This is a genomic window from Pseudomonas sp. G.S.17, from assembly GCF_038096165.1.
In the GTDB taxonomy this organism is placed as follows: Bacteria; Pseudomonadota; Gammaproteobacteria; order Pseudomonadales; family Pseudomonadaceae; genus Aquipseudomonas.
The window spans coordinates 13,669-31,934 of record NZ_CP151076.1 but is presented as its reverse complement, the minus strand read 5'-3'; the positions used below and the strand labels follow the sequence as shown (position 1 = coordinate 31,934).

General features: G+C 60.6%; 17 protein-coding genes. 9 read left to right on the top strand and 8 right to left on the bottom strand.

All coding sequences use genetic code 11. From position 1 onward, the window contains the following. Positions 1 to 51: 51 nt before the first annotated feature. Positions 52 to 672 carry an NAD(P)H-binding protein gene (locus AABC73_RS00130; RefSeq protein WP_341521951.1) on the top strand — a complete coding sequence of 207 codons (621 nt, stop codon included), beginning with the start codon at positions 52 to 54 and terminating at the stop codon, positions 670 to 672. 199 nt (positions 673 to 871) lie between these two features. Here the strand turns inward: AABC73_RS00130 and AABC73_RS00125 are convergent, their stop codons facing one another. After that, on the bottom strand, positions 872 to 1,822 hold the full coding sequence (locus AABC73_RS00125) for a LysR family transcriptional regulator (protein WP_341521950.1): 951 nt from the start codon (positions 1,820 to 1,822) through the stop codon (positions 872 to 874). 115 nt (positions 1,823 to 1,937) lie between these two features. On the opposite strand from AABC73_RS00125, the gene betC reads away from it, so the two are divergent. The 3 genes from betC to AABC73_RS00110 all read left to right on the top strand — a co-directional run bounded on the left by betC (position 1,938) and on the right by AABC73_RS00110 (position 6,061). Further along, positions 1,938 to 3,443, top strand: coding sequence for a choline-sulfatase (betC, locus tag AABC73_RS00120; RefSeq protein ID WP_065832790.1), 1,506 nt, complete (start codon positions 1,938 to 1,940; stop codon positions 3,441 to 3,443). Between the two features lie 35 nt (positions 3,444 to 3,478). Next, the gene (gene choX, locus AABC73_RS00115) at positions 3,479 to 4,405 is read left to right on the top strand and encodes a choline ABC transporter substrate-binding protein (RefSeq protein ID WP_341521949.1); all 927 of its coding nucleotides are present in this window, start codon (positions 3,479 to 3,481) and stop codon (positions 4,403 to 4,405) included. An 87-nt stretch (positions 4,406 to 4,492) separates the two neighbouring features. Beyond that, positions 4,493 to 6,061, top strand: a complete 1,569-nt coding sequence (locus tag AABC73_RS00110) for a SulP family inorganic anion transporter (protein WP_341521948.1) — start codon at positions 4,493 to 4,495, stop codon at positions 6,059 to 6,061. Between the two features lie 13 nt (positions 6,062 to 6,074). Here the strand turns inward: AABC73_RS00110 and aroE are convergent, their stop codons facing one another. Together aroE and hemF are read right to left on the bottom strand one after the other, a co-directional pair. Next, complete coding sequence (gene aroE / locus AABC73_RS00105; protein ID WP_341521947.1) at positions 6,075 to 6,896, bottom strand: shikimate dehydrogenase; 822 nt, start codon at positions 6,894 to 6,896, stop codon at positions 6,075 to 6,077. 148 nt (positions 6,897 to 7,044) lie between these two features. Then, the gene (gene hemF, locus AABC73_RS00100) at positions 7,045 to 7,962 is read right to left on the bottom strand and encodes an oxygen-dependent coproporphyrinogen oxidase (RefSeq protein WP_341521946.1); all 918 of its coding nucleotides are present in this window, start codon (positions 7,960 to 7,962) and stop codon (positions 7,045 to 7,047) included. Positions 7,963 to 8,148: 186 nt separating this feature from the next. Between hemF and AABC73_RS00095 the strand changes: the two genes are divergently transcribed. Further along, positions 8,149 to 9,126 (top strand): quinone oxidoreductase, encoded by a 978-nt coding sequence (locus AABC73_RS00095; protein ID WP_341521945.1) that lies wholly within the window; start codon positions 8,149 to 8,151, stop codon positions 9,124 to 9,126. A gap of 130 nt (positions 9,127 to 9,256) precedes the next feature. On the opposite strand, the gene AABC73_RS00090 is transcribed toward AABC73_RS00095, so the two are convergent. From AABC73_RS00090 to AABC73_RS00080, 3 genes are all read right to left on the bottom strand, one after another. Then, entirely contained in the window at positions 9,257 to 9,814 is a 558-nt protein-coding gene (locus AABC73_RS00090; protein WP_065832784.1) for an L-threonylcarbamoyladenylate synthase, read from the bottom strand. 38 nt (positions 9,815 to 9,852) lie between these two features. Continuing rightward, positions 9,853 to 10,965 (bottom strand): DNA-processing protein DprA, encoded by a 1,113-nt coding sequence (gene dprA, locus AABC73_RS00085; protein WP_341521944.1) that lies wholly within the window; start codon positions 10,963 to 10,965, stop codon positions 9,853 to 9,855. A gap of 123 nt (positions 10,966 to 11,088) precedes the next feature. Further along, positions 11,089 to 12,114 (bottom strand): LysM peptidoglycan-binding domain-containing protein, encoded by a 1,026-nt coding sequence (locus AABC73_RS00080; RefSeq protein WP_341521943.1) that lies wholly within the window; start codon positions 12,112 to 12,114, stop codon positions 11,089 to 11,091. Between the two features lie 142 nt (positions 12,115 to 12,256). On the opposite strand from AABC73_RS00080, the gene def reads away from it, so the two are divergent. From def to trkA, 4 genes are all read left to right on the top strand, one after another. Continuing rightward, a complete protein-coding gene (gene def / locus AABC73_RS00075) occupies positions 12,257 to 12,763 on the top strand; it encodes a peptide deformylase (protein WP_020292015.1) in 507 nt (168 codons plus the stop codon). A 128-nt stretch (positions 12,764 to 12,891) separates the two neighbouring features. Then, positions 12,892 to 13,851, top strand: coding sequence for a methionyl-tRNA formyltransferase (gene fmt / locus AABC73_RS00070; RefSeq protein WP_341521942.1), 960 nt, complete (start codon positions 12,892 to 12,894; stop codon positions 13,849 to 13,851). Next, positions 13,848 to 15,164 (top strand): 16S rRNA (cytosine(967)-C(5))-methyltransferase RsmB, encoded by a 1,317-nt coding sequence (gene rsmB / locus AABC73_RS00065; protein WP_341521941.1) that lies wholly within the window; start codon positions 13,848 to 13,850, stop codon positions 15,162 to 15,164. Before fmt ends, rsmB begins: the two co-directional genes overlap by 4 nt. A gap of 163 nt (positions 15,165 to 15,327) precedes the next feature. Beyond that, positions 15,328 to 16,701, top strand: coding sequence for a Trk system potassium transporter TrkA (gene trkA, locus AABC73_RS00060; protein ID WP_020292018.1), 1,374 nt, complete (start codon positions 15,328 to 15,330; stop codon positions 16,699 to 16,701). Positions 16,702 to 16,753: 52 nt separating this feature from the next. Here the strand turns inward: trkA and AABC73_RS00055 are convergent, their stop codons facing one another. After that, positions 16,754 to 17,641 (bottom strand): lysophospholipid acyltransferase, encoded by an 888-nt coding sequence (locus AABC73_RS00055; RefSeq protein ID WP_341521940.1) that lies wholly within the window; start codon positions 17,639 to 17,641, stop codon positions 16,754 to 16,756. 38 nt (positions 17,642 to 17,679) lie between these two features. After that, the gene (locus AABC73_RS00050; RefSeq protein WP_341521939.1) at positions 17,680 to 18,231 is read right to left on the bottom strand and encodes a DNA-3-methyladenine glycosylase I; all 552 of its coding nucleotides are present in this window, start codon (positions 18,229 to 18,231) and stop codon (positions 17,680 to 17,682) included. Positions 18,232 to 18,266 lie beyond the last annotated feature (35 nt).

Here is an 18,266-nt window from a genome sequence, read left to right as displayed (position 1 = left end):
TTGCGAGTCTGAATCTTTACGAGAGTTATCCACAGACCTGGATCAATTCCTATGAAGAATGCAGAAACGCCTGTCGTGAAAATCGTCCTGTTCGGCGCGATCAGCAGCCTGGGCAGCGCATTGATGGCTGAAATGCTCCGCCGCCAGCATGAAGTCATCGCCATTCTCGACGACCTTAACGCCCTGGCGCCACGACCGGGTTTGCGCACCAAAGTCGGCAGCCTCTTCGATGCCGAGCGCGTCAGCGAGAGCATAGCGGGCAGCTCGGCGGTGATTTGTCTGCTGGATGCCAAGGTTTTGCCGGTCGGCGCAGAACATGATCGGCCCGCCAGCGATCTGGATCTTCAGGAGCAGACGCGCGCCACGCAAACCTTGCTCGCCTGCATGCAGCGCATGGACATCAAGCGCTTGATCCTGGTCGGTGATTTTGCCGACGTGGACGACTCATTACCAATGTTCCAATCCCTGCGCGCCAGCGCCGTGCACTGGACACTGGTCAATGCCCCGCAAGGCGTCGCGGGCTTGAGCATCGAGCATTTCAGCCAGGTCAGCAGCACCCTCGAACCCGGACTGGCCGAACCATTGGAGCGACTGGCGCGGGCAGCGGCGGGGATCGCCGATGAATTGCGGCTGAATCTGCACGTGCGCGAGTTGGTGAAGTTTGTGGTGTGACATTTACACATCGCTTGAGCGATCCAAATCCGACGCGAGTCCTCAGAAAATTCACCGTATCGCCTGGATCCCGTAGGACCGGCTTCAGCCGGGAGGGCAGAGGGTCTGCCGACGCAACTGCCGCGAATGTACCGGCTACCTCCCGGCTAAAGCCGGTCCTACGGAATGTATTCAAACTCAAGGCGCTATTTATCCGGCATCACACCGCAATCGAAGGCAATGGCCGTCCCGCCACCCCATAACCACTGCGTGTCTGTTCACTGGCCAGCCAGTCAACAAACTGCGCCACCACTTGCACGCGACGTTTGCGTTGCGGCAAGACGACGTAATAGCCGAAACCGGAAATCGCCGACGCTGCGATAGGGCGACACAGCAGCGCCTGATCAATCAGCGCGTCGACCAGATGCCGCCAGCCGATGGCCACGCCTTGCCCGGCAATCGCGGCCTGGATCAGCAGCGTGTAGTTGTCAAAGCGCAACTGGCCGGGTGCTGGGGCCTGCGGGATGTTGAGGGCGCGAAATACGCCCGCCCAGTCGAACCAGTTGCTGCTGCCTTCGCCGCGCAGGTGCAGCAGCGGAAACTCGCGCAACACGTTGGTCGGCAGCGGCGGCTCGCGTCCCGCCAGTAATTGCGGGCTACACACCGGGAACACTTCTTCGCTGAACAACCAGCGACTTTCGCCTTGTTTGAAGCGCCCATCGCCAAACAGGATCGCCACGTCGATATCGGCGCGCAACATGCTGTGCGTGCGTTCGCTGGTAACCAGACTGACGTCCACATCCGGATTAGCTTTATGAAAGCGGTGCAGGCGCGGCATCAGCCAATAGGCGGCGAAGGCGAAGTCGGTGGCGACCTGCAACACCTCGTGCTGGCTCTGATGGGTAATCGCGACCAGCCCGCTGTCCATGGACTGCAAACCGGTCTGCACATGGCTGAACAACACTTCGCCCGCTTCGGTCAGTTCGATGCCGCGATAGATGCGGTCGAACAGCCGCGTCGCCAGTTGTTCTTCGAGGCGTTTGATCTGCTGGCTGACAGCGGGCTGAGTAGTGCCCAGCTCGATTGCCGCAGCGGTAAAGCTGCGTAAACGCGCGGCAGCTTCGAACGCGCGAAGCAGATCCAGCGACATATCACCAAGGGCTTCAAACATAAGCTGTGCTTATCCTAGGTATTGTTTTGCATGGGCTTTACCATAACTGCCATGGGTCCCATCCTCAAGCGCAGCACTTTCGCATAAATATTCACTATGGGATGCCGCGAAATACATGAAGCGCAAAAACATACTTTTTATTATGGCCGATCAAATGGCCGCGCCGATGTTGCCGTTCTACGCCTCATCTCCTGTCAAAATGCCCAACTTGAGTCGCCTCGCCGCTGAAGGCGTGGTGTTTGATGCTGCTTACTGCAACAGCCCGCTGTGCGCGCCATCGCGTTTCACTCTGGTGAGCGGCCAGCTCCCGAGCAAGATCGGCGCCTATGACAACGCTGCGGATTTCCCGGCGGATGTCCCGACTTACGCGCATTACCTGCGCCGCCTGGGCTACAAGACCGCGTTGTCCGGCAAGATGCACTTCTGTGGCCCGGATCAACTGCACGGCTACGAAGAACGCCTGACCAGCGACATTTATCCGGCCGACTATGGCTGGTCGGTGAACTGGGATGCGCCGGACGTGCGCCCGACCTGGTATCACAACATGGCGTCGGTGCTGCAAGCCGGGCCGTGCGTGCGTACCAATCAGCTGGATTTCGACGAAGAAGTGGTCTTCAAGGCCCAACAGTATCTGTTCGATCACGTGCGCAACGATGGCGATCAGCCGTTTTGCCTGACCGTTTCCATGACCCATCCTCACGATCCGTACACCATCCCGAAACCGTTCTGGGATCTGTACAGCGACGAGGAAATCCCGCTGCCGGAATTCCAGCCGGATCAAGCCGATCAGGACCCGCATTCCCAGCGCCTGATGAAAGTCTATGATCTGTGGGACAAGCCGCTGCCGGATGACAAGATTCGCGATGCGCGTCGGGCTTATTTCGGTGCGTGCAGCTACATCGACAGCAACGTCGGCAAACTGGTGCAGACCCTTGAAGAATGCGGTCTTGCCGAAGACACCATCATCGTGTTCTCCGGCGACCACGGCGACATGCTCGGCGAGCGTGGCCTCTGGTACAAAATGCATTGGTTCGAGATGTCGGCGCGGGTACCGATGCTGGTTTATTCGCCCGGTCAATTCCAACCCGGTCGCGTGACTGCGGCCGTGTCCACCGCCGACTTGTTACCGACCTTCGTGGCCATGGCTGAAGGTGAACTGAACGAAGGCTTGCCGCTGGATGGCCGCTCGCTGCTGCCGCATTTGCTCGGTGAAGGCGGGCATGATGAAGTGTTCGGCGAATACATGGCCGAAGGCACCAACAGCCCGTTGATGATGATCCGGCGCGGCGCGTACAAATTCATTTATTCGGAGCAGGACCCGTGCCTGCTGTTCGATATTCATAACGATCCAAAAGAGCGCGAAGAGCTGAGCCAATCGGCCGCTCACCAGCAACTGTTCAACGATTTCCTGGCCGAAGCACGAGCCAAGTGGGATATACCGGCGATACACCATCAGGTGCTCGCCAGCCAACGCCGGCGGCGCTTTGTCGCTGAGTCGCTGGCACTCGGCAAGCTGAAGAGTTGGGATCACCAGCCGCTGGTAGACGCCAGTCAGCAGTACATGCGCAACCATATCGATCTAGACGATCTGGAGCGCAAGGCGCGTTATCCACAACCTTGACCCTGCCCAAAAAAACGAGAACCTAGGGGAAGTTAATGAAGACGTTATCCACAACACTTGCAATGGGTGTCCTGGCGTTGAGCAGCTGGTCGGCCTTTGCGGCCGATGAGAGTTGCAGCACGGTGAAGATGGCGGATCCGGGCTGGAGCGATATTGCTGCCACCAACGCCATCGCCGGTATTCTGCTCGAAGGCATGGGCTACAAGGCCAAGGTCGATACGCTGGCGGTGCCGATTGCCTACGGCGGCCTGAAGGATGGCAAGATTGATGTCTTTCTCGGCAACTGGATGCCTGCGCAGCAGGGTTTCTACGACAAGTTCGTCGCCACCGGCGATGTAACGCAATTGTCGAAAAACCTCGATGGCACCGAATTCACCCTGGCCGTGCCGGACTACGTCTGGGATGCCGGTGTGCATAACTTTGCCGACCTGAACAAATTCGCCGACAAGTTTGGCAAGAAGATCTACGGCATCGGCTCCGGCGCTCCGGCGAACCTGTCGTTGCAGGAAATAATCAAGAAGAACGAATTCGATCTCGGCGGCTGGAAGCTGGTTGAGTCCAGCGAGCAGGCGATGCTCGCCGAAGTGAATCGCAACGTGAAGAAGCAAGCGTTCGTGACCTTCCTTGGCTGGACGCCGCACCCGATGAACGTGCAGATCAAGGGCATGCATTACCTCAAGGGCGGCGAAAAATACTTCGGCGACACCGGCACGGTTCACACGCTGACCCGCAAAGGTTACGCTGCCGCCTGCCCGAACGTGGGCAAGTTGCTGACCAACCTGACGTTCACTCAAGACATGGAAAACAGCATCATGGCTGACGTGACCAACAACAAGGTCAGCAATGCCGCTGCTGCAAAGGCCTGGATCAAAGCCAACCCGGCGGTGCTGGGCAAGTGGCTGGATGGCGTGAAAACCATTGATGACAAAGATGCGTTGCCGGCGGTGAAGGCGACGTTGTAAAAAAGCCGCTGACGTTGGCTTTTGTGGAAGCGACCGGGGTGGTCGCTCCCACAATTGCGCCCCTCGCAATCCTTCAATGAGAGTTTCATGGGTTGGCTCAATCGCCACACATTCCTGCCTTTTCTCGCCTGGCTCCCTCGGCAGACCCGCGCCAGTGTGGGCCGCGATGCCGTGGTGGGGCTGAGCGGCGCGGTTCTGGCCCTGCCGCAATCCATCGCCTACGCGTTGATCGCCGGGCTGCCGCCTGAATACGGTTTGTACGCCGCTATCGTTCCGGTCTTGATCGCGTGTTTATGGGGTTCGTCCTGGCATCTGATCTGCGGGCCGACCGCTGCGATTTCCATCGTGCTCTACGCCAGCATCAGCCCGTTGGCGGTTCCGGCCAGTCAGGACTACATCGGCCTGATCCTGTTGCTGACGTTCATTGCCGGGGTTTTCCAGCTGTTGCTCGGCATGCTGCGCTTCGGCGCACTGGTCAATTTTGTCTCGCATTCCGTGGTGCTGGGTTTCACCCTCGGCGCGGCGGTGGTCATTGCCCTGGGGCAGATGCCGAACCTGATGGGCATCGAATTGCCCAGCCAGACCACGGCGCTGAGAAGCCTGATGGCCGTGCTGGATCATCGCGGCGAACTCGATAAGCCATCGCTGATTCTTGGACTGCTGACCCTGACCCTCGGCGTCGGCTTGAAGATTCTGGTGCCGCGCTGGCCAACGCTGCTGATCACGCTGGTGTCGGCCAGCCTATTGGTCTGGCTGTGGCCAGCGATGTTCGGCCATGTGAAAACCGTCAGCGCGTTCGTTGGCCACTTGCCGCCTTTCAGCCCGCTGCCCCTCGATCTGGAGCTGATCCTCAAATTGTTGCCGACCGCAGTGGCCGTGGGCATGCTCGGCCTGGTCAACAGCCTGTCAATTGCCCGTTCACTGTCGGCGCGCTCCCAACAGTTGCTCGATGCCAATCAGGAGGTCCGCGCGCAAGGCCTGTCGAACATGGTCGGCGCGCTGTTCTCCGGCTATCTGTCGGCCGGGTCTTTCACCCGCGCCGCGCTGAGTTTCGAAGCCGGGGCCAAATCGCCTTTGGCTGGGGTGTTTTCCGCGTTATGGGTCGCCTTGTTCGCGGTTGCGGGCGCCTCGTTGATCTCGCACATTCCGATCTCGAGCATGGCGGCGTCGATTCTGCTGATTTGCTGGGGTTTGATTGATCGACGCGGCATCCGCGCGTTGTTCCGGGTCAGCCGCGCAGAGTTTCTGGTGATGGCGTTGACCTGTCTGGCGACGCTGTTGCTGGAACTGCAAACGGCGATTTATGCGGGTGTGCTGGCGTCGCTGTTCTTCTACCTCAAGCGCACCTCACAACCCCGCGTGCAGCAGTGGCGCGACGGCGACGAAGACATCATGCGCGTCGGCGGTTCGATTTTTTTCGGCGCCAGCCACTACCTGCAAACGCGGCTGCAACGCACCGAAGGCAAACATGTGGTGATCGACGCACAGCAGATCAACTTCATCGACTATTCAGGCGTCGAGATGCTGCATCAGGAAGCACGCCGCCTGCGCCTTCACGACCGCACCCTGACCCTGCGTCGCGCGCGGCCGCAAGTTATCGAAGAGCTGCAAAAGCTGGAAGGGGCGGACAAGTGCCCCATTCAATTCGAGGATTAATGTACGACCGGCGTCAGCCCGCCAACTGACGCCGCAGCTCAGCCAGCACCGGCGCTGAATCCGGTCGCACCCCGCGCCACAGCAGGAAGGCTTCGGCGGCCTGTTCGACCAGCATGCCCAAACCATCCACCGACTGCGCCGCGCCATGCTCGGTCGCCCAATGGCAGAACGCCGTGGGTTCCTTGCTGTACATCATGTCGTAGCAGAACGTATGACCAGCCTGAATCAGGCTCGGCGAAATCGGCGGCAGCTCACCGCTGAGGCTCGCGGAAGTGGCGTTGATAATCACGTCCACCGACTCTTCCAGCCAATCGAAACCACTGGCGAACACCGGGCCGAGATCAGCGAACTGTTGCGCCAGTTGCTCGGCTTTCTCCACCGTGCGGTTGGCGATGACCAGCACCGCCGGGCGTTCGGCCAGCAAGGGTTCCAACGCACCACGCACCGCGCCGCCCGCACCCAGCAGCAACACGCGCTTGCCGCGCAGGCTGATGCCGCAGTTGACGGTCAAATCACGAACCAGTCCCGCGCCATCGGTGTTGTCGCCGAGCAAGGTGCCGTCAGCCAGCTTGCTCAAGGTGTTGACCGCGCCGGCACGCTGGGCGCGCTCGGTCAGGCGGTCGGCCATGCGGAACGCCTGTTCCTTGAATGGCACCGTTACGTTGGCGCCGCGTCCTTCATTGAAAAACGCCTGGGCGAATGCGGTGAAGTCATCCAGCGGTGCCAGCGCAGTCCGGTAATCCAGCGCCTGGCCGGTTTGCTCGGCGAACAGGCTGTGAATCAGCGGGGATTTGCTGTGGCCAATCGGGTTGCCGAAGACGACGTAGTGATCCATGGGTATTCCTGTCTTATTCCAGATCCGGAGCGAACTTGTGTGGGAGCGAGCTTGCTCGCGAATGGGCCGTAGGAGCGACTTTAGTCGCGAAGGCGTCAATTGCCCTCCCGGCTAAAGCCGGTCCTACAAAACCTCCAACAGAGTTGAATCAACCCAACGCCAACCAATCCCGATCCTGCAGGAAATACTCGGTCAGGCGCGCTTCTTCGCTGCCGGGCACGGCTTTCCAGTCGTAACCCCAGCGTACTTGCGGCGGCAGCGACATCAGGATCGATTCGGTGCGCCCACCCGATTGCAGGCCGAACAGCGTGCCCCGGTCGTAAACCAGGTTGAATTCCACATAGCGGCCCCGGCGGAATTCCTGGAATTCACGCTGCTGCACGGTATACGCGGCGGCCTTGCGGCGGCGCACGATGGGCAGGTACGCATCGATGAAAGCGTCACCGATGGCGCGAATGAACGCGAAGCTGGTGTCGAAATCCCACTGATTCAGGTCATCGAAGAACAAGCCGCCAATGCCACGCGGTTCGTTGCGATGCTTGATGTGGAAGTAGGTGTCGCACCAGGCTTTGTAGCGCGGGTAAACATCAGCCCCGAACGGCGCGCAGGCCTGTTCGGCGACGCGGTGCCAATGCACGCAATCCGCTTCGACGCCGTAATAAGGCGTCAGGTCAAAACCACCGCCGAACCACCAGACTGGCTCTTCGCCGTCTTTTTCAGCGATGAAAAAACGTACGTTGGCGTGGGAAGTCGGCACGTGCGGGTTGTGCGGATGGATCACCAGCGACACGCCCAACGCCTCGAAGCCACGCCCGGCAAGCTCGGGCCGGTGCGCGCTGGCCGACGGCGGCAGGCCGCTGCCGAATACATGGGAGAAGTTCACCCCGCCTTTTTCGATCACCGCGCCGCCCTCGATCACTCGGGTCCGACCGCCGCCACCCGCCGGCCGCGTCCAGGCGTCTTCGACAAAATGCGCGCCGCCGTCTTCGTGCTGCAAAGCGGCGCAGATTCGATCCTGCAAGTCGAGCAGGTAGGCTTTGACGGCGTCGGTGCGAGTAGATGACATGTCGATCCCTTTAAAAGCTGCAAACGACCGAGCCCCCGTTCTGAAAGGGCCACAGCGAAATTGGGACGTAGCATACCACCGGCCCGCCGCGCGCCGCAGTTGACGAAGACCAAGTGATGGAGTCCGATAGATCCTTTCACATAGCCCCTTTCAGATTCTTGTTTCGATTCATTACGGAGAGAGCAAATGGCAAAGCGTATCCAGTTCAGCACTATCGGCGGCCCGGAAGTTCTCGAGTATGTGGACTTCGAACCTGCCGAGCCAGGCCCGCAACAGGTACGTGTGCGCAACAAGGCCATCGGCCTGAATTTCATCGACACCTATTACCGCAGCGGCCTGTACCCAGCGCCGTCGATGCCATCGGGCCTGGGTAATGAAGGCGCGGGCATCGTCGATGCGGTGGGCAGCGAAGTGACCCGCTTCAAGGTCGGCGACCGCGTGGCTTACGGCACCGGCCCGCTGGGCAGCTACAGCGATCTGCACACATTGCCTCAGGATCATCTCGTGCATCTGCCGGAAGCGATCAGCTTCGAGCAAGCCGCTGCCGTGATGCTCAAGGGCCTGACCGTGCAGTACCTGCTGCGTCAGACCTATGACGTGAAGTCGGGCGACACCATTTTGTTCCACGCTGCCGCCGGTGGCGTCGGTTCGCTGGCCTGCCAGTGGGCGAAGTCGTTGGGCGCAAAAGTGATCGGCACCGTCAGCTCGGCTGAGAAAGCCGCTCATGCCAAAGCCCTGGGCGCATGGGAAACCATCGATTACAGCCATGAAGATGTTGCCAAGCGCGTGCTGGAACTGACTGATGGCAAGAAATGCCCGGTGGTCTACGACGGCGTGGGTCAGGACACCTGGCTGACCTCGCTCGACTGCGTTGCGCCGCGTGGCCTGCTGGTCAGTTTCGGCAATGCGTCCGGGCCGGTAGCGGGCGTCAATCTGGGGATTCTCGCGCAGAAAGGCTCGCTGTACGTAACGCGCCCGACGCTGGGCTCTTACGCCAATAACGCCGAGAACCTGCAACGCATGGCTGACGAGCTGTTCGAGATGGTCGCCAGCGGCAAACTGCAGGTCGACAACATCCAGCAATACGCCCTGAAGGATGCCGCCAAGGCACAGATCGAATTGTCGGGCCGACGCACGACTGGTTCGACAATTCTGGTGCCTTGACTAGCTGCTGATCTGTTGGAGCGAACTTGGTGGGAGCAAGCTTGCTTGCGAAGGGGCCAAGACATCCAATGCGTTTTTCCGCGTTCAGAGGATTGCCTTCGCGAGCAAGCTCGCTCCCACAATAGCTCTGCTATCCCGCGCGAACTACCTGCCCTGTGGCGATATCGCGTATCACGCTGGGGTTTCGACGGCCGCCCAGGTTGCCGCCGAGCACACCATCGATCTGCCCCCGGAAATACTGCTCGACGCGAATCCGCGTGCGGGCCGCCGGGCGACCGGCAGGGTTGGCCGAGGTCGAAATCAGCGGGCCGACCAAGGCGCACAGTTCACGCACCGTCGGGTGATCGCTGACGCGCAAGGCCACGGTTTCATGAACCCCGGTGATCCACTCGGGCAACAGGTTTTGATGCGGCACCAGCCAGGTATTCGGCCCCGGCCAGGTGCTGGCCATGCGGTCGAGCCACAGCTCGGGGAAATCCTCGAACAGAAAATCGAACTGGCGGATATTGTCGGCAACCATGATCAGGCCCTTGTCCACAGGCCGTGACTTGATCGCCAACAAGCGATACACCGCCTCTTCGTCCCATGGATCACACCCCAAACCCCATACCGCCTCGGTTGGGTAGGCAATTACCGCACCGGCGCGAATCTCGCGAGCGGCTTGTTGCACACGCCAACTGCTGACCATTGGTTACATCTCCGATAAACACTGCGAGCAGTTTAACCTTAGCGCGCGCGGCCGAACCATCGTCCCGCTTCACTGGCGATATGGCCGTCCAGCTCAAGCTCGGTCAACGCCGCGAGGACTTTGGGCAACGGCCAGCCGCTGGACACCGCCAGCGCTTCACTGGTATGCGGCGCAGCGTAAAGCAGCGCGAGCAACGGATGGCGCGGCGCGGCCTGGGGTTCGGGCGCAGCGCAGGAAGGCGCCTGAACCTGCCAGCCGCGCAAGGCTTCGAGAATGTGCTCGACGGTTTCCACCAGCACTGCGCCATCTCGGATCAGCTGATGGCAGCCGCGCGCGCCGGGGTGATGAATCGAACCAGGAATGGCGTACACCTCGCGCCCTTGCTCAGCCGCCAGCCGCGCAGTAATCAACGAGCCGCTGGCGACGCTGGCCTCGACCACCAGCACGCCGAGGGACAAACCGCTGATGATCCGGTTGCGGCGCGGGAAGTTACTGGCGACCGGTCCGGCGTCCAGCGGGAACTCGGAAATGACTGCGCTGCCCTCGGCCGCCATCCTCGCCGCCAACTGACGATTGCGCTGTGGATAAAGTTTTTCGAGGCCGGTGCCAAGTACGCCGATTGTCGCGCCGCCGACATCCAGCGCGCCTTGGTGCGCGGCGGCGTCGATGCCCAGCGCCAGGCCGCTGGTAATCACAAATCCGCCGCTGGCCAGGCTACGCGCGAAAGCGGCTGCGGTATCCAGCCCGGGCCGTGAGGCGCGGCGGCTGCCGACCATGCCCAGCTGCGGACGTTCAAGAATATGGGGGTCGCCTGCGACGAACAGCAGTGGCGGTGGATCGGGGATTTCCGCGAGCAAGGCGGGGTACTCAGGATCGTCCCACATCAGCAAATGCTGGCCCGGACGCTCCAGCCAGGCTAATGCAGCGCTGGCGCCGTCGCGAACACTCGGCTCGCGTCGCGCCTCGGCGCAGGCCGATGGCAAGCCCAGTGCTCGCCATGCACTGGCTGGTGCGGACAGCGCGGACGAGCCGCAACCAAACGCGTCAATGAGCTTGCGAAAACGCTTGGGGCCGACCTCCGGCAAGCGATGCAGGCGCAGGCGCGCTTCCAGTTCAGCAGGCGAAGCAGCAGCTTTTTCGAACAGCGGCATAAGATCTTCCTTGATCTGTAGCCCACCTCAGGCGGTGGGCAAACCTGTGGATAACTCTGTTGACAACTATTTGATAACTGAACGTTAGCAACGAGAATCTGTATCAATTCTGCAAACATACGGCTATGGATTACGAACCTTGTCCATGATCGCCAAAGATCGGCTCGCGTGCAAAACCAGACCGTAGCTGAGTTTGTCGTAGGCGCGGAAAATCATCAGCAACCCGGAACGCTCATCAGGAACTTTGACTTGTTCACCGGTGATACGATCGCGAACCATCTCGCCGGTTTTGAAGATTGCCAGGACGTTGCCTTCTTCCAGGCCATCACGCTTGCCCTTGTCGAGGGTGACCACGTCGAACACACCAATCTGCGTCACGCCACGCGGCACGTCGAGGATCAGGCCGTCGATATGGGTCTTGGGCGCACTCGGCAAGAAGCTGGAGTTGATCGCGCGTTCTTCACTGCTGAACAAGCGGTCGCCCAAGCGGACTTCCTGGTTCGACCGGCGCAGCATCAGGGTCGATACGTCACCTTCTGTCGCAATTATTTCGCCGCCGCCGATGTCATCAGCGTTGATGCCGAGCACTTCGTCGGTCACCGGATCGGTGTACGTCTTGCCCTTACGGAAGATGCCATACACCGGATGCGCAGGGTCGACCGTGCCTCGGGCGTAGATTCGATCGCCCACGCCGCTGAGCACGCGCTCGGCGTTGCCGGCGACAATGTACGGTGCTTCGTTGAACTGCGCGAGGTCGTCGACGATACGGTTGCTGAGCAGGAACGCATTGATCGCGCCCAGCGGAATGCTCGGGATGGCCTCGACCATCGGCGTGCTGCGTATGCTCGGCGAGAGCTTGATCGTGCCACGGGATTCGCCCCGATTGAGCACGATGCGCGGCTGGCCGTCGATGTAGACCAGCGCCAGCGAGTCGCCGGGATAGATCAGATCGGGGTCGTGAATCTGCGGGTTGGCTCTCCAGATCTCGCGCCATTTCCACGGCTCGCTGAGAAATTTGCCGGAAATGTCCCAAAGCGTGTCACCAGCGACAACGGTGTAACGCTCCGGATGGCCTTCCCTGAGTTGCACTTGCGCCTGCACAAGACCGGTCGAGGCCAACAGCAGCAGGGCGAGTAGTGATTTCCTCATGCAGTGAATCCCTTTATCATGTTGCTTTGCGTGAACATAGAGCCCCATCAGGCTCGGTTTCAAAAAACTGGTTGCTCTGCTTCGACGTCTAAAGCCCGGCAGCCGATTTTGACTTTACCCTACAAGTGCAGCTCTTACGTATATGGCTATTTTAAACATCCTCGAATTTCCCGATTCGCGCCTTCGCACCATCGCCAAACCTGTGGCTGAGGTGGACGACGGCATTCGCCAGTTGGTCGACGACATGTTTGAAACCATGTACGAAGCGCCAGGCATCGGTCTTGCTGCAACGCAAGTCAATGTGCATAAGCGCGTCGTGGTCATGGACCTCAGCGAAGACCGCAGCGAGCCAAGGGTTTTCATCAACCCGCAAATCGAAACCCTGACCGACGAAGTCGACCAGTACCAGGAAGGCTGTCTTTCGGTGCCAGGCTTCTATGAGAATGTCGACCGCCCACAGAAAATCCGTATCAAGGCCCTGGATCGTGACGGCAAGCCGTACGAGGAAGTCGCCGAAGGTCTGCTGGCGGTGTGCATTCAGCATGAATGCGATCACCTGAACGGCAAACTGTTCGTCGATTACCTGTCCAACCTCAAGCGCGACCGGATCAAGAAGAAGCTGGAAAAACTGCACAAGCAGAACGCTTGATTTGACTTGGTGGGAGCGAGCTTGCTCGCGAATAACCGGAACATCCGCTGCATCGTCTGGGGCTGATGCACCGTCTTCGCGAGCAAGCTCGGCTCCCACAGACCACCCCCTTTCCCTACGAGAAGCCCATGACTGAGCCACTGCGCATCGTCTTCGCCGGCACCCCCGAATTTGCCGCCGAACACCTCAAGGCCTTGCTCGACAGCCCTTACCAGATCATCGCCGTCTACACCCAGCCTGATCGCCCGGCAGGTCGTGGACAAAAGCTGATGCCCAGCCCGGTCAAGCAGCTCGCCTTGCAACATGACATCCCCGTGCTGCAACCGCCGACCCTGCGCGACGCAGCGGCGCAGGCCGAACTCGCGGCACTCAAGCCTGATCTGCTGGTGGTGGTCGCTTATGGCCTGATCCTGCCACAAGTGGTGCTGGATATTCCGCGTCTGGGCTGCATCAACAGTCATGCCTCGCTGCTGCCGCGCTGGCGCGGGGCGGCGCCGATTCAGCGTGCCGTGGAAGCCGGCGATGCAGAAAGCGGCGTGACCGTGATGCGCATGGAACTGGGTCTGGACACCGGCCCGATGCTGCTCAAGGCTGTGACGCCAATTACCGGCGAAGACACCGGCGGCACGCTGCATGATCGCCTTGCTGAACTTGGCCCACCGGCGGTTCTGCAAGCCATTGCCGGTTTGGCCGACGGTTCGCTGGTCGGCGAAGTGCAGGACGACAGCCTCGCCACTTACGCCCACAAACTGAACAAAGACGAAGCACGCATCGACTGGAATCGTCCGGCCGTTGAGCTGGAGCGATTGGTACGTGCCTTCAATCCGTGGCCAATCTGCCACAGCACCCTCAATGGCGAAGCCCTGAAGGTGTTGGCCGCCAGCATTGCCGAAGGGCAGGGCGCGCCGGGCGAAATTCTCGCCGCCAGCAAGGACGGTCTGATTGTCGGCTGTGGCGAAGGCGCCTTGCGTCTGACCCGCCTGCAACTGCCCGGCGGCAAACCGCTGAACTTTACTGATCTGTTCAACAGCCGCCGCGAGAAATTCGCCGTCGGCACCGTGCTGGGCCAACCGGTAACGGGTCAATGAACCCGCGCCTGGCCGCCGCCAAGGCATTGGCCGCGGTACTCAGCGGCAAAGCGTCGCTGAACAGTTCGCTGCCAACCCAGATGGATAAAGTCGAGATTCGTGATCGAGGCCTGACCCAGGATCTGGCATTCGGCACCGCCCGCTGGCAGCCACGGCTGTCGGCGCTGGCGGAGAAACTGCTGCAAAAACCCTTCAAGGTCGCTGATGCCGACGTCGAAGCATTGCTGCTGGTGGGCTTGTATCAGCTGCTCTACACGCGAATCCCGGCGCATGCCGCCATCGGTGAAACCGTCGGTTGCGCCGACAAGCTGAAAAAGCCCTGGGCCAAAGCTCTGCTCAACGCCGTGTTGCGCCGCGCCCAGCGGGAAAGCGAAGCGCTGTTGGCCGAGCTGGAACATGATCCGGTAGTTCGTACTTCCCACCCGCGCTGGCTGCAAAAGGCGTTGAAAGCCGCCTGGCCGGAACAATGGGAAGCGATCTGCGCCGCCAACAACGCACATCCGCCGATGATCCTGCGGGTCAATCGTCGGCATAACAACCGTGACCAATACTTGCAGTTGTTAGGCGCCGCTGACATTGAAGCCAGCGCCTGCACCTTCAGCCAGGACGGCATTTTGCTGACTGAACCTTGCGATGTCCGCAACCTGCCGGGCTTTGCCGAAGGCTGGATCAGCGTGCAGGACGAAGCCGCGCAACTGGCCGCCGATCTGCTCGAACTGGCGCCCGGCCAACGCGTGCTCGACGCCTGCTGCGCACCCGGTGGCAAAACCTGCCATTTGCTGGAAGTCCAACCGGCGCTGGCCGGTGTGGTCGCCGTGGATCTGGAAGCCAAGCGTCTGGTTCGCGTTCGGGAAAACCTCGCACGTCTGGGCCTGTGCGCCGAGTTGATCGCTGCCGACGCCCGGGAAACCGCGCAATGGTGGGACTGCAAGCAGTTTGATCGCATCCTGCTCGACGCACCTTGTTCGGCAACAGGCGTGATTCGTCGCCATCCGGACATCAAGCTGACCCGTCAGGCCGATGACATTCCGGCCCTGACGACGTTGCAAGGCGAACTGCTCGACGCGCTGTGGCCGACGTTGCAGGTTGGCGGCGTACTTTTATATGCCACCTGCTCGACGCTGCCGATGGAAAATACCGAAGTCATCGCCGCGTTCCTCGCCCGGACTTCAGGCGCGCGGGAACTGGATATCGCCGGGCAACTCGGCCAACAACCTCCCGGCCTGAAACAGCCTCACGGCCGCCAGCTATTGGCGCAGGAAGGCGGGCATGACGGGTTTTATTACGCCAAACTGATCAAGATAGCGGCGTGATACAGCTACGCTGGATGACCTGCGTGGGAGCGAGCTTGCTCGCGAAGAGGCCGGTATATCCAGAAAATTATCTAGACCAGACAGACCGTCTTCGCGAGCAAGCTCGGCTCCCACAGGGTGCGTATTGGCTTTGCGATCACGTCGCGCTTCAAGGAGCAACTGATTGAAAATCATCATCCTCGGCGCCGGACAGGTGGGCGGGACGCTGGCGGAACATCTGGCCGGTGAAGCCAACGACATCACGGTGGTCGACACCGACGGCGATCGGCTGCGTGATCTGGGCGACCGCCTGGATATCCGCACCGTGCAGGGCCGAGGCTCGTTCCCGACCGTATTGCGTCAGGCCGGTGCCGAGGATGCCGACATGCTGGTCGCCGTGACCAGCAGCGACGAAACCAACATGGTCGCCTGCCAGGTTGCGTACACGCTGTTTCATACCCCGACGAAAATCGCCCGGGTGCGCGAAGCGGCTTACCTGACGCGCGCCGGACTGTTCGACAACGACGCGATTCCCGTGGACGTGCTGATCAGCCCCGAGCAAGTGGTCACCAATTACATCAAGCGCCTGATCGAATACCCCGGCTCTTTGCAGGTAATCGACTTCGCCGGTGGCAAGGCGCAACTGGTGGCGGTGAAAGCGTATTACGGCGGGCCACTGGTAGGTCAGCAATTGCGCCAACTGCGCGAACACATGCCCAACGTCGACATGCGCGTGGCGGCGATCTTCCGTCGCGACCGGCCGATTCTGCCTCAGGGTGATACCGTCATCGAAGCCGACGACGAGGTGTTCTTCATTGCTGCCAAGGCTGATATTCGTGCGGTGATGGGCGAGATGCGCCGGCTGGACGAGAACTACAAACGTATCGTCATTGCCGGCGGCGGACATATCGGCGAGCGCTTGGCGGAGGCTATCGAAAGCCGCTATCAGGTCAAGATCATCGAGATGAACCCGGCGCGCTGCCGCTACCTTTCGGAAACCCTCAATAGCACCGTGGTCCTGCAAGGCAGCGCCTCGGACCGCGATCTGTTGATGGAAGAGAACATCGCCAACACCGACCTGTTCCTGGCGCTGACCAACGACGACGAAGCCAACATCATGTCGTCGCTGCTGGCCAAGCGCATGGGTGCGCGCAAGGTGATGACCATCATCAACAACCCGGCTTACGTCGATCTGGTGCAGGGCGGGGAAATCGATATCGCAGTGAGCCCGCAACTGGCGACCATCGGCACCTTGCTGACCCACGTGCGTCGCGGCGACATCGTCAGCGTCCACTCGCTACGCCGGGGCGCAGCAGAAGCCATCGAGGCCGTGGCCCATGGCGACGCGAAATCCAGCAAGGTGATCGGCAAAGCCATCAAGGACATCGCGCTGCCGTCGGGCACCACCATTGGCGCCATCATCCGCGCCGACGAAGTGATCATCGCCCACGACGCCACGGTGATCGCCTCGGGCGACCACGTGATCCTGTTCCTTGTGGATAAAAAATACATCCGCGATGTGGAGCGGCTGTTCCAGGTGGGGTTGAGTTTCTTTTAACGCCCCTGACTTCCGTACGGTTGCCGGGTCGCGTTGAACCGGGCGGCGGCTTTCAATACCAGCGGGCTTCCCCGGCCGGGCGCTTCTTGAAGCGTTTCATCGTCCACATGTATTGGCTCGGATACGCCCGCACGTATTTCTCGACGACCTTGCTCATGGCCGCAGCCGAGGTTGCGGCGTCGGTGCTGTACATCGCTTCCGGCGCGGCTTCGAGCACGACTTTGTAACCCGAACCGTCCGGCAGGCGCATGGCATGCAGGAATACGCCGACCGCTTTGCCGCCCGCCAGCATGTTGGGCACGAACTTGCTGGTCAGGGCCTGGGTGGCGAAGAACGGCACGAAGATACCCGCCGATTCCGCAGGCTCCGGATCAGCCGGAATGCCCACCGAGCCACCTTTGCGCACTTCCTTGATGACACTGAGAATGCCTTCCTTGGTGGACGCGGCGACGCGGTTGCCCAATTGCACTCGCTGTTTGCGCAGCAGGTCGTCCACCGCCTTGAGCTTTGGTGGCCGGTAGAAAATGATCGGTTTGCACTGGCTGCAATAGAAGTGATTGAGCACTTCCCAGTTGCCCAGGTGACTGGTGATGCCGACCACGCCCTTGCCGGACGCCAGCGCTTCCTTGAGCACATCGAGGCCTTCGACTTCACGCACCAGATCGATGGATTTCTGGGCAGGCCAGATCCAGGCGCAGGCGCTTTCGGTCAAGGTCTTGCCGATGTCCATCAAGCTTTGCCCGACCAGACGCTCGCGTTCGGCGGCGTCCATTTCCGGGAAGCACTTGGCTAGATTGATCCGCGCCACTTCACGGGAGCGGTTCGGCAACTTCCACATCAGCCAGCCGATGCCGGTGCCAACCCACTGCACAACGCGCCACGGCAGCAGGGCGAACAGGCGCAATGCGCCAACCATCAGGGCGCCTTTAAACTTTTCCACAGATCACTCCCTAAATCTCAAGGCGGCCATTGTAACCATCAGCGAGTCAAAACCGCGTAGCGATCACAGTCGATGGTGTGATCCATGACCATGCCGCTGGACTGCATATAGGCGTAACAAATCGTCGGTCCGACGAACGTGAAGCCGGCCTTCTTCAAGGCTTTGCTCATGGCTTCGGCCTCTGGCGTGATGGCCGGAACCTGGCTGCGATCCTTGAAGTGATTGACCTTCTGCTGCCCGCCGACGAAGGACCAGAGAAACTCCACCGGATTGTCCAAAGCCAACCAGGCTCTGGCGTTGCGGCGTGCGGCGTTCAGTTTGAGGCGGTTGCGAATGATGCCCGGTTCAAGCATCAGCGCTTCGATATCGGCGTCAGTCATGTCGGCGACACGCTGCACGTCGAAACCGAACATGACCTCACGATAACGCGGGCGTTTCTTCAGAACCGTGATCCATGAAAGGCCCGCCTGGAACCCTTCGAGCAAAAGCAACTCGAAGAGCTTCTGCGCATCGCGCAGCGGTACGCCCCACTCCAGATCGTGATAATCGATGTAAACAGGGTCATCGTTGCACCAAAAGCAGCGTGCCATAGGGCTCCCAAGGGTGGAGGCGCGGCCGAATCGGG